Here is a 12,721-nt window from a genome sequence, read left to right as displayed (position 1 = left end):
ATCACTTCTTCTTTTTAAGGTAGAAGAACCATCCTCCGACAAATACTCCGACGATAATGATCCCGGCGATAATGGGGATCACGGGAAGATCGTTCGTCTGAGATGAAGCGGAGTTCACGGAAATCTTGACATCCTGCCGGGATGTAATTACATTTCCATCTGCATCCTTGTACGACATCTGGACCGGAATAATAGCGCCGTTATCTGCGGAAAAAGTCACCTCAAAGCTGCCAAAATCATCCGGCTTGAGGACTCCCACCACGTATGATTTGTACGGGTCCTCGGGAACTGCAGGAAACAGGGATGTGACCACGACAGAGTTGGCATTTTCCAGCCCGGCATTGGTCACATCACCGGTGATATGATAGATACCGTTAGTTGATTTCACCTGAATATTGCTGATGATCGGCTCTGCCTGCTTCTTATCCGGCCCAAAGACGATCGGGAGTTCTGTGGTGACTTTATGAGGGTTATCGCCATTGTTATACTTCACGGTAAGACCGAGTGTTGTTGGCTGGTAGGGGGTTACTGCTATATCTGCTGTGGTCTTGGCTCCGGATGCAAGTGAACCAATAAAAGTCTCTGAAGGTGTTACATCAAAGCCGGCACCGGTAACTTCAAGGACGACATTTTTCACATCATTTTTCCGCGGATTTGCCACCTGTACGGTAATAGTTTTTTTCCTGTCTTGCGTGAACGCATCGGGTTTGCTTAAAACCGTCACGATGAGCGGGGTGTTGTCTACCTGTACCATATCACGGTGGAACAAGCTGTCAGCATCACGGAAACTCAACGAGAATGTCGGATAATACGTGCCCTCCCTAACATCTGCAACGACAGAAAATGTGAATGTCCGGGACTTACCGGGACCAATATTGGACGAAGAATCATATGACCCGCTGGTGAGCCGGATATTTTTATCAGAAAATGTTGCATGATTTACCACAACCCCCTGGTCCGTACCGGTGAAGTTGCCGTTTGTGACCTCAACAGTGACAGTTCCGGTATCACCTGTAAAAAAAACCGTGGGATCATACATCATCTTGGAAACATAGATTTTCCCTGCGGCAGTAAGAGAGGAATCAGTCTGGTATGCGGTTGCCACTCCGATAAATGCGGCAAGAAGCAGACACAGGATAATAGTTGAATAAACAAGTATCTTTTTCATTTATATCACGGCCAGCATATAGAGCAGATAGACAACATAACCGACAACCGGTACGAGCACACAGATTGCAGCATCCCTTATCGGGAGCACCCTTGCGTGTTTCAATCCAAAGATCCAGATATTTGCGCTCAGTAAGAGAACAATGATTGTGATAATTGAAGAGATCTGTGCCAGTTCCATCATGGCCGGATCATGCATGAGGGCCTTGATGGCTTCCTGTATCACCTGTGGGTCTTGAAGGGCAGCTGCGGAAATTTCCGGCACTCGCACTTTCGGGATGTAGAAAAAGGAAATGATAAGCGTTATGATAGTTCCGGCAACCTGCGGGAGATAACCATATCCTACCGACTCCATGGTGCGCCTGAAACTGCCTTTACCCCTGAAAAGTGAGGACATGGTATAAAATATCCCGGCCCAGATAACCCAGAACAGCAATGTTCCGATAAGGGCTCCGGCAATTGCCCAGACCGCGATGATGGTCCCTATGCCGGCCATGAGGTTTCCCATCATCTGTCCCGTCAGGCCACCGACTTCATATGCGTATGCAGCAGCGACGATCCCTCCTGCAATCACGATGAGCGCCGGGACTTTGAGGTTTTCTTTTTCTGTCATCAGATCCCGAAAAAAGATATCCGGATTTGAAAATATTTCAGTAATTGAACGCTGCATTCTCTCATCACCGTCCGCCAACGAACCATATTGTTGTTGCTCGAATAACAACTTTTAATAACTTTGCATCCCCTCATTTATATTCTTGCTGAGTACGGCAGATAATCTGAATTTAAAAAAAGGAAAATCGATTTGATTATTTTATCCCAAACACCAAGAATTAGCTGCCCATTTATACGGAAATCAATTCTTTTCTGGTCCCCTCATTCCACATCTCCCGACGCCATCAGCTCACGGGCTTTGTCTACCATGCTCTGCGCAGCGGTTGCTTTGGGCCTGATGGAGCTGTACTCTTTTTTGTCGAATGCAGCCTGTGCTTCCTGGTAGAGCGCGTTGGCACGGTCGATGCGTGCTTTTGGCTTTGAAATTTTCCCCCCTTCGCTCTTTGCTAGTTCAATTTCTTCCTGCACAGAAAGGATCTGCCCGTACAGTTCTTCAAGGAGGGAGCGGTACTCTTCAGCCTTTCCTGACTCTTCAGCTATCTTCTCGCGGGCTTTTTCCCGGGTCGCTTCGCGTGCCTGTTCCTGTCCCTGCAGGATGTTCTGAAGTTCGTCCTCGACCTCCTTTACAGTCTCGGCAAGGACTGCAGCAAAATTCGTGCGCTGTTCCTGTGATTCCTGGTACCCATCGTAAGCACCATAAGCTCCTCCGGCCGCAGCACCGCCAAGTGCCCCCGCAATCGCATCACCGACCCCCTGGTCCCGGCGCAGGACGCTGCCGAGGATGCCACCGAGACCGGCGCCGGTAACCGCTCCCATGACCCCCTTGGACTCCTCCTTGCGTTCACGATCCACCGTGTAGACCACCTTGACATTCTCCCTCTCAATCGCGAAGTTGAGTTTTCCGGTCTCACCGGTATGTTTCACATCCATCTGGGCTGAGGCAGGGTTGAGCATCTGGTGGGTGATCTCGGTACCTTTGAGTGCGAGATGTGACATCAGGCGCTCAGCAAAATCCTGGTAAAGTGGGGCAACCCCCTGTCCATAGTAAATAAATGGCATAATCGGCAGGCTCCTTTGTGTACAATACCATGGACAGGATGAGGATAAATGTGTGATTTTTCTTGCTTGGGCAGACTGCTAAAATCCCCGTTCACGCGGGTTGAGAGGAATATCGCCTATTTAAGGCTCCTCCGACCCAAAAAATTGTATTTAATGTTACATCAAATAACAAATTTGTTCAATTAAGTATATATCTGTACAATTGAATAAATGAATATATGCAGACCAAGATTCTCCTTGATGAGGAGCAGATGCCTAAAAAATGGTATAACGTCCAGGCAGATCTGCCCTCTCCCCTTGACCCCCCGCTCCATCCGCAGACCAAAAAGCCGATTGGTCCCGATGACCTGAAAGCAATATTTCCTATGGAGCTGATCAAACAGGAGGTCACCACCCAGCGTACTATTGATATTCCTGAAGATGTGCAGGATGTTCTCCGGCTCTGGAGGCCAAGCCCGCTCTACCGTGCGCACCGGCTTGAAAAGTACCTGAAAACACCCGCAAAGATCTATTACAAATGGGAAGGAGTGAGCCCGGCAGGGAGCCACAAGCCCAACACCTCAATCCCGCAGGCATACTACAACATGAAAGCCGGTGTTGAGAGGATCGCTACCGAAACCGGCGCGGGGCAGTGGGGATCCGCCCTTGCATTTGCGACGATGCTTTACGGTCTGCAATGCACTATCTACATGGTCCGATCAAGCTATACCCAGAAACCGTACCGGAAGTCGATGATGCAGGTATGGGGGGCAGAGTGTATCCCCAGCCCCAGCACCAAGACAAAATCCGGGCAGGCAATGCTCGTAAAAGATCCGGAGACCCCGGGAAGTCTCGGCATGGCAATATCCGAGGCGGTGGAGGATGCCGCAAGCCACAGCAATACCAACTATGCGCTGGGCTCGGTGCTGAACCATGTCTGCCTTCACCAGACGGTAATGGGCTTAGAGGCCCAGGAGCAGCTGGCGACGGTCGATGATTACCCGGACGTGGTGATCGGATGCGTTGGCGGCGGCTCCAACTTTGCAGGGATCTCGTTCCCGTTTGCCGGGGACAAACTTACAGGGAAACATAAAGACGTGGATATTATCGGTGTAGAACCGGCGTCCTGCCCTACACTGACCAAAGGCCTGTATACCTATGACCTCGCAGACGAAGCCGGGTATACCCCGCTCCTCAAGATGTTCACGCTGGGGCATGACTTTGTCCCGCCCTCAATTCATGCCGGTGGCCTCCGTTATCACGGCGACTCGCCAATTGTCTCCCGTCTTGTTCATGATGGCGTAATGCGGGCCGTATCCTACCACCAGAGCGAGGTCTTCGATGCCGCCCAGATTTTTGCCAGGACCGAAGGGATTATTATTGCACCGGAGACATCCCACGCAGTAAAAGGAGCCATCGATGAAGCCCTGAAATGTAAAAAGAATGGCGAGAAGAAGACCATTCTGTTCAATTGCTCCGGGCATGGCAACTTCGATATGTCAGCATATGATGCCTACTACGCAGGCAGCCTCGTGGACTACGAGTATCCGGATGCGCTCATCAAAGAGTCGCTCGCACGGATCCCAAAAGTCCCCTGATCTCTTTTTACATGCATACCATCGGTTTTCTCATCAATCCTTACGCAGGGATGGGTGGGGCTGTAGGTCTAAAAGGCACAGACGGGCTCGTTTATGAGGCAACAATACGGGGAGCAGTTCCCCATGCACAGAAACGGGCTGAGGAAGCACTTCGCGCCCTGAAATGTGTCAACCTCCGGTTCTTCACCTGTTCTGGCAATATGGGAGAAGCCGCGATGCAAAAAGCCAAAATAACACACTTCTCTGTTGAATATTGCAGTCCGGAAAAGACAACCGCAGAAGACACAAAAAATGCCTGCCGGAAATTCCTCAATTCCGGTGTGGAGATGATCGTGTTCTGCGGGGGAGATGGAACTGCCCGGGATGTCTTTGATGTTGTAGGAACCCAAGTCCCCATGCTTGGAATCCCTGCCGGAGTCAAGATGTATTCGGGGGTATTTGCAGTATCCCCTCAGGCGGCAGCCGAACTCCTGGAGCAGACCGGCACCACACCTCTGCGGGATGGAGAGGTTGTCGATGTGGATGAGGGCGCGTACAGGGGTGGAGCCCTTCGTACCACGCTCTATGGTTATGCCAAGACGCCCTACATTTTAGAGAAAGTCGCTGGCACAAAACAGGTCTTTGAGCAGCCGGATGAGGAAAGAGCCAAGGCAGAAATTGCACAGTTTATATCTGAGGTTGTTGACGGGACTCCTGATAAGCTCACCATTCTGGGACCCGGGACGACGACAAAAATGATTGCAGATGTGCTTGGTGTTAATAAGACCCTTCTCGGGTTTGATGCGATCCGGGGGAGGATGCTTGTGGCTGCTGATCTCAGTGAGAATGGGATCCTCGCCCTGCTTTCCAGCGAACGGGAGGCAAGACTGATCATCAGCATCATCGGTGCACAGGGGTTTGTGCTGGGAAGGGGCACCCAGCAGGTTAGCCCGGCAGTGATCAGGATAATCGGGATTAACAATATCATCGTTGTCGCAACGCCATACAAGCTTTCAAGAACACCCGTTTTGTATGTTGATACCGGGGACTCCTCGCTTGATGCCGCATTCGGGGATCATATGCAGGTCATCTCAGGGTACCGGATTGCGCAGCGAAAGAGGATCTACCAGCCTATGGCTGAATAGTAATAATAGAAGAAAAATTGGCACGCACATCTCACCTTTCTGAGTTCCGTGTTGGAGTATTATTGTGCCTGAGTAATCCTCTATCGTGGCCCCCTGTTCACAATACCCTCGTCTTATACCCCGTAATGCAGAACGGCAGGTAAGGCGTGTCGTGATCCAAGGATTTGAAGGCCAGGATTTCGGTGAAGATGGATGCCGGGATTTTATGCGGTATCGTGTGAACCGGTGATGGATTTCCCTGAAATGTGATAGTGCCCGTTATAAAAAAAGGAGAGAAATGATTATTCCTGATGTAGGGCTTTTGGTGGTTTCAAGAGGGTAAAAGCAATCACAAGTCCTATAACTGCAAGGGCAAGTACGTAGGGAAACACCCCAAGATACGAACCGCTTGAAGTTTTGATGAACCCGGCAAGCTGGGGTCCGACAATTCCGCCAGCGCCATATGCAAGGAAAAGAACCCCGTAACAACGCGGGTAATCACAAGTGCCAAAGTAACTCCCGCAGGCAGTCGGTGCGATGGCGAGCCAGCTGCCAAGACACCCCCAGAGAATGACAAAGGCAAGGATGTATACCGGTACAACCGGGACCTGCCACATTAGAAGCGAGGCAAATGCAATCAGGATGAATGATAGTATGGCAGTATTCCGCGGGGTAAGCTTGTCTGTGAGGGCACCGAAAACGGGACGTCCAAAACCGTTGAAGATTGCAAAGACACCTAAGAGCACTGTGGCAAGTCCCGTCTCAATACCCACATCCGTACCTACCGGTTTTGCAATCCCAATCGCCATTAGCCCGACAAGGCACCCAATGAAGTAGCATGCCCAGAGCCCGTAGAATGAAGGAGTCCTGAGCACCTGCTCCCGCCGCATTTCGCATCCGTTCTGTTCACCGGGATTTAAAGTGGGGGGAGACCACCCGGCAGGGCTCAATCCGGCCTGCGGGAATTTCAGGGGTAATGCGAGCACCACGATCAGGATGATAAATGCAATACCGAAAATCCTGAACGTGTTCATGACACCGGAAACCCCGATGAGATTTCCGGCAATATTAGCGGTCAGAACCGCGGAAAACCAAACCCGAGCAGTGTGAGCCCGACAGCGAGTCCACGGCGGTCAGGGAACCAGCGTGCGGCAACAGCAACCGGAACACCATACGCGATCCCGACGCCGGCTCCGGCGATCACCCCATAAAAGAGATAGAGCCATTGGACTGATCCCGCAAACGAAGAGAGGAGCCACCCGAACCCGGTAAGGCACCCCCCGATGATCGTGATATTCCTCGGACCATATTTTTCAATATACCTGCCGGTGAACGGCATCGCAAGGGCAAAGCATGCAAGGAATACCGAAAAGGGCAACAGGATCTCGTTTGCAGTAACAGACTGCCCCAGTGTCTTGGTGAAGTAGGTGGTAAGCGGACCAACAAACACACTCCATGAATAGATTGAACCAAGGCAAAGGTTGATGATCATGCCAAGAATGACGAGGCCCCATCGCCCTTTTTCTGCACCCAACCCAAAGATCTTATCCGTAACTTCGCTCATTCGCACGCTCCAGAGAGAGAGGAAAATTTCAATCAGATTAAATTTTTTTGCATTTTTTTCCTTTTGTTCAGCAGTCATACAAAAAATTGGGGATTTTACTCCTCCAGCGTTGATACATCGCCTGGATCCATTCCCATCTCCTTTGCCTTGAGCACCCTCCTCATGATCTTCCCGCTGCGGGTCTTTGGCAGTTTATCAACAAATTCAATCTCATGGGGAACTGCAATCGGCCCCAACGTCGTCCGCACATGGTGAACAAGATCCTGAATAAGGTTGTCACTTTTCTGGAAACCAAGACGGAGAATCACAAATGCTTTGATCGAGTTCCCTTTCACCGGATCCGGTTTGCCAATGACGGCGGCCTCTGCCACTGCCTTATGGGATACGAGAGCACTCTCCACTTCAGCGGTGCCGATATTGTGACCGGAAACGATGATGATGTCATCAGAACGCCCGAGAATCATGATATTGCCCTCTTTGCCCTTGACTGCAAGGTCGCCCGCTGTATAACAGTTATTGATGGTGTACCAGTACTTCCGGTACCGTTCATCATCTTTGTATAATGTTCGCAGCATGGCAGGCCACGGTGATTTGATGACAAGGAATCCCATGGTGTTCGCCAGGACAGGTTTTCCGGATTTATCCACCACATCTGCCTCAACACCGGGAATTGCTTTTCCTGCAAATCCCGGGCGCATCTTTTCGCCGATCATAGTGGTGATCATCTGCATGCCCGTTTCTGTCTGCCACCAAGTGTCAACAATGGGGCACCGATCCTTTCCGATCACATGATAGTACCACTCAAATGCCTCCGGATTTAATGGCTCACCGACAGAACCGATGATGCGCAGGGATTTCAGATTATATTTGTTGGGCCAGCTATCCCCGACCTTCATGAATGTACGGATGGCGGTTGGTGCAGTGTATAATATCGTGATCTTCTGTTCCTCAATGAGGCTCCACCAGCTGCCCGCATCAGGAAAATCGGGAGTGAGCTCTGTAATGAATACCGTTGCACCAACCGCTAGGGGACCGTAGACAATATAACTGTGCCCGGTAACCCAGCCTGGATCAGCAGTACACCAGAAAATGTCGTTGTCCTTGATATCAAAGACATATTTACTGGTGTAATAGGTTCCGACCATATAGCCGCCCGTGGTATGCACAACTCCTTTTGGTTTTCCGGTGGATCCGCTCGTGTATAATATGAAAAGCGGGTCCTCGGCGTCCATTACTTCAGGCGGGCAGTCATCAGAAACATCATCCATCACCGTATAGAAATCCAGCTCCCGGGTTGGGTGGAGATCGACAGACGGATCTTTCCTCCGGAGCACAATGACATGCTCTACCGTAGGAGCGTGGATCAGGGCCTCATCAACGATTGCCTTGAGCTGGATAGCTTTGCCGCGGCGTACTGCAATATCCGCGGTTATTACGACCTTTGCTTCGGCATCCTGAATTCGCATGTTTAATGCTGCTGCGGCGAATCCTGCGAATACCACACTGTGCGTTGCACCGATCCGTGCGCAGGCAAGCATCGCAATGACCTGTTCCGGGACAAGCGGCATATAAATACAGACGCGGTCACCTTTTTTCACTCCGATTTTCTTTAATGCATTTGCAAATCGCATCACGTGGGACAGGAGTTTCTGGTACGTGTAAATCCGCTCCGCCCCTCCCTCCCCCCGCCAGATCAGGGCGACCTTGTTCCGCCGGTGGTTATTGACATGCCGGTCAAGACAGTTTGCGGTAATATTGAGTTTTGCATTCGTGAACCACCTGGCATAGGGATACTTCCACTCTTTTACAGCATCCCAGGGCTTGATCCAGTCAAGCTGTTGTGCAATCCCGCTCCAGAATGCATCGGGGTCTGCAAGGAACTCATCATAAGCCTTCTGGTAATCCCCAATCCAGGAATTTCGCTTGTATTCCGGACCTGGTGTATAATATTTCATCTCCTCAACAAGTTTGACGTCGAAGTTGTCAGCCATGTTCGCTCCTAATTTACATTATTAATCACAACAGAATCGTATAAAAAATTAAGGGATTGTTCAAAAAAGGAACCCCCTTCTGCCTTCATGTATATTTTTGTGAAAGGAAAGATTATAGTACCATCTGGCTCCATCGACAGACCTGCAAAACAAATGAACAGCGATACAGTCTTTTATCAATTATTTCAAAAATGGCGGTTTTGATTTTATTGTTGTGCCTTTGGCGGTTTCATCAGGGTGAATGCGATGACAATACCGACCACTGCAAGGACAAGAACATAGGGGAACACACCCATGTATGATCCTGTTGATGTTTTAATGAACCCGGCCAACTGCGGTCCGACAATGCCCCCTGCCCCGTATGCAAGGAACATCACGCCATAGCATCGTGGATAATCACAGGTGCCAAAGTAACTTGCTGTCGCGGTCGGAGCGATTGCAAGCCAGCCTCCGAGACATCCCCAGAGAATGACAAAGGCAAGGACATAAACTGGCACTGTCGGCATCTGCCAGATGAGCAGTGATGCCAGTGCGATCAGGACAAAGGATATCATCGCGGTATTCCGGGGGGTCAGCTTATCCGTAAGGGTGCCAAAGACCGGGCGCCCAAAGCCGTTGAATACTGCAAAGACTCCGACGAGCATCGTGGCAAGCCCGGCCTCCACACCAACATCAACGCCCACGGGCTTTGCTATACCAATCGCCATCAGCCCGGCAAGACAGCCGATGAAGTAACAGGCCCAGAGCCCGTAGAATGTGGATGTTTTTAACATCTTTCCACGGTCACACTCACAGATCTCCTCTCCTGGTTTTAGCGCAGGCGGGTTCCATCCGGCCGGCTTCCATCCTGCTGCAGGGAATTTCAGGGGCAATGAAAGCAGAATGATAAGGATGATAAATGCGATGCCGAACACCCTGAAGGTGTTCATGACCCCAGAGGCACCGATGAGGAATCCTGCAATATTGGCAGTCAGAACTGCCGAGAACCCGAATCCGAGAACCGTCAGCCCAACGGCAAGCCCGCGGCGGTCAGGGAACCAGCGTGCAGAAACCGCAATGGGTACACCATAGGCAATTCCCACACCAACTCCTGCGATCACTCCATAGAACAGGTAGAGCAACTGTACGGACCCGGCAAACGAAGACAGAAGCCACCCAAGCCCCGTGAGGCACCCTCCGACAATAGTGATGTTCCGCGGACCATATTTTTCAATATATTTGCCGGTAAACGGCATGGCAATGGCAAAGAATGCCAAAAACACGGAAAATGGCAGCAGGATCTCGCTTGTCGTGACTGCCTGGCCCAGATCCTTCGTGAAATAATTCGTGAGCGGTGCAACAAACACACTCCACGCATATACCGAACCAAGACATAGGTTGATGATCAAACCGAGAATGACAAGAACCCAGCGCCCTTTTTCAGCATCTATACCTAAAATTTTATCATTAATTTCACTCATTCCACACGCTCCGGATTAGAAGGAAGATTACACCACTTCACCAGTGCCGTTACTGTGACTCGGCCAGACCATCTTCGAAATCTCTTCAACTATCTCGGGATTTGCAAGTGTAGTGATATCCCCCACATCTCTGTTGTTCGATATTGCCCCGAGCACCCGCCTCATAATCTTTCCTGACCGGGTCTTAGGCATATCAGTTACAATCCATACTTTTTTCGGTTTAGCTATAGGCCCGATCTCCTTGGCAAGGGCATCAGAAATCTTTTTCTCAAGTTTAGTGCTCGCCTTGAACCCGGGTTTCAGCGCAACATAAAGATCCGGAACTTTGCCTTTGATCTCATCATTAACCGGAACGACTGCAGCCTCTGCTACTTCAGGAACGGTTAGTGCCGCCGATTCGAGTTCCTTTGTTCCAAGCCTGTGTCCGGATACATTGATGACGTCATCGATTCTGCCCAGTATACGGTAATAACCGTCTTTGGCCTGTACGGCCGCATCACCTGCCAGATATGGCCAGTCTCTCCAGTCCTTGCTGTTTTTATCCTTGCAATATCTTGCATAATATGTACTGACATACCTGTCGCGGTCACCCCATATCGTCTGGAATGAACCGGGCCATGGATTCTGGATGCAGATATTGCCCGCCTTCCCTGCCCCTGAGGGGATAACCTTCCCGTCTTCATCATATATAATCGGATGGATTCCGGGCATCCCGTGACCTGCACTGCCCGGTTTCATGGGTTTTAATGCGGGCAAGGTGCTGCACAAAAAGCCACCGGTTTCTGTCTGCCACCAGGTGTCTACAATCACTGCCTTGCCCTTCCCGACTTCATGATAATACCATTTCCATACTTCCGGCTCTATTGGTTCACCAACGGTTGTCATGTGCTTGAATTCATAATTATACTTTGCCGGTTCGTCAGGACCAACCTTTCTTAAGGCCCGGATAGCGGTCGGGGAAGTATGGAAGATATTTACACCAAGGTCCTGGGCTATTCTCCAGCAACGCCCCGCATCGGGATATGTGGGTACACCCTCATAAATTACCGTGGATGCACAAAGGGCAAGAGGCCCGTAAACGATGTAAGAATGCCCGGTAATCCAGCCGATATCAGCCATGCACCAGTAAACGTCTTCGGGATGAATATCCTGGATATATTTTGACGTTCCTGCAACATAGGCAAGATAGCCGCCGGTGCTGTGCTGGCATCCTTTTGGTTTTCCGGTTGTGCCGCTTGTATACATCAGGAACAGTGGGGCTTCAGCCGGCATCGGGACGGGATCTATTCTTGCTCCATAATACTTCGTTAACAGATCATTAACAAAGAAATCGCGTCCTTCAACCATCGGAGTCTGTGCTGAATATTTACCGGGATAACGCTGCCACACAAGGACTTTATCGACAACCTGCCCGGCCTTCTCTGCCTCTTCAACAGCGATGTCAGCTTTTTCCTTATGATCAAGAAGTGCTCCACTCCTGTAGTAAGAATCCATTGTGATTAATACCCTGCTTCCCGAATCGACTATCCTGTCAGCAGCAGCCTTGCCACTGAATCCCCCGAATACTTGCGAATGAATAACACCCAGTCTAGCACATGCAAGCATGGTAATCGGAAGTTCGGCAGTCATAGGCAGGTGAAGGGTTACCCTGTCCCCGGCTTTCAGACCAGCAAAGTCCCGTAAAAGTGCTGCGAATTCGTTAACACGAACATACAATTCCTGATATGTTACATGTTCAACTTTTTCATTTTCAGGTTCGGAGACGAAATGGATCGCAGTTTTATTCCTGTTCTTTGCAAGATGCCTGTCAATGCAGTTATAGCTGGCATTTATTTTCCCGCCTGCAAACCACTTCCAGCAGGGAGCATCGCTCGTGTCAAGGATCGTTTGCCAGTATTCATACCAGTCAAGAAGGTCTGCATATTCCTTGAAGCAGTTTGGGACCTTATCAAGACCGAAACGGTCAAAGACGGTCTCATCCGTCATGTTTGCCTGGGCGATGAACTGTGCCGAAGGATAATAATATCCCTCTTCTTTCCAGTGGACAGCTATCTCCACTTCTGATGTTTCTGTAACTTCTTTGGTCGCCATGTGTTCACCAATTTTACATTATTAATCATGCTAAACATCATATTTATAATTTGTCGAAGACCAATTCGACAGTTTGATCACATCGGAATATTTCACA

10 protein-coding genes are annotated in these 12,721 nt (G+C 50.1%); 2 read left to right on the top strand and 8 right to left on the bottom strand.

Translation table 11 applies throughout. The features are described from left to right. Position 1 precedes the first annotated feature (1 nt). From OS112_11240 to OS112_11230, 3 genes are all read right to left on the bottom strand, one after another. Entirely contained in the window at positions 2-1,168 is a 1,167-nt protein-coding gene (locus tag OS112_11240; GenBank protein WAC05007.1) for a hypothetical protein, read from the bottom strand. Further along, positions 1,169-1,837: a Yip1 family protein gene (locus OS112_11235; protein WAC05006.1), complete on the bottom strand. Its 669-nt coding sequence runs from the start codon at positions 1,835-1,837 to the stop codon at positions 1,169-1,171. Between the two features lie 203 nt (positions 1,838-2,040). Next, complete coding sequence (locus OS112_11230) at positions 2,041-2,838, bottom strand: hypothetical protein (GenBank protein WAC05005.1); 798 nt, start codon at positions 2,836-2,838, stop codon at positions 2,041-2,043. Positions 2,839-3,056: 218 nt separating this feature from the next. Here OS112_11230 and OS112_11225 point away from each other — a divergent pair, with 218 nt between their 5' ends. Next, complete coding sequence (locus OS112_11225) at positions 3,057-4,415, top strand: TrpB-like pyridoxal phosphate-dependent enzyme (protein WAC05004.1); 1,359 nt, start codon at positions 3,057-3,059, stop codon at positions 4,413-4,415. 11 nt (positions 4,416-4,426) lie between these two features. After that, positions 4,427-5,539, top strand: coding sequence for an ATP-NAD kinase family protein (locus OS112_11220; GenBank protein ID WAC05003.1), 1,113 nt, complete (start codon positions 4,427-4,429; stop codon positions 5,537-5,539). Positions 5,540-5,820: 281 nt separating this feature from the next. Here the strand turns inward: OS112_11220 and OS112_11215 are convergent, their stop codons facing one another. From OS112_11215 to acs (OS112_11195), 5 genes are all read right to left on the bottom strand, one after another. Next, the gene (locus OS112_11215) at positions 5,821-6,552 is read right to left on the bottom strand and encodes an MFS transporter (protein WAC05002.1); all 732 of its coding nucleotides are present in this window, start codon (positions 6,550-6,552) and stop codon (positions 5,821-5,823) included. 41 nt (positions 6,553-6,593) lie between these two features. Further along, positions 6,594-7,082 (bottom strand): MFS transporter, encoded by a 489-nt coding sequence (locus OS112_11210; GenBank protein ID WAC05001.1) that lies wholly within the window; start codon positions 7,080-7,082, stop codon positions 6,594-6,596. 95 nt (positions 7,083-7,177) lie between these two features. Then, complete coding sequence (gene acs / locus OS112_11205; protein ID WAC05000.1) at positions 7,178-9,073, bottom strand: acetate--CoA ligase; 1,896 nt, start codon at positions 9,071-9,073, stop codon at positions 7,178-7,180. Positions 9,074-9,279: 206 nt separating this feature from the next. Beyond that, complete coding sequence (locus tag OS112_11200; GenBank protein WAC04999.1) at positions 9,280-10,533, bottom strand: OFA family MFS transporter; 1,254 nt, start codon at positions 10,531-10,533, stop codon at positions 9,280-9,282. Between the two features lie 27 nt (positions 10,534-10,560). Then, a complete protein-coding gene (gene acs, locus OS112_11195; protein WAC04998.1) occupies positions 10,561-12,624 on the bottom strand; it encodes an acetate--CoA ligase in 2,064 nt (687 codons plus the stop codon). Positions 12,625-12,721 lie beyond the last annotated feature (97 nt).

This window comes from Methanoregula sp. (assembly GCA_026625165.1).
In the GTDB taxonomy this organism is placed as follows: domain Archaea; phylum Halobacteriota; class Methanomicrobia; order Methanomicrobiales; family Methanospirillaceae; genus MVRE01.
This window is presented reverse-complemented; position numbering and strand designations above follow the sequence as displayed.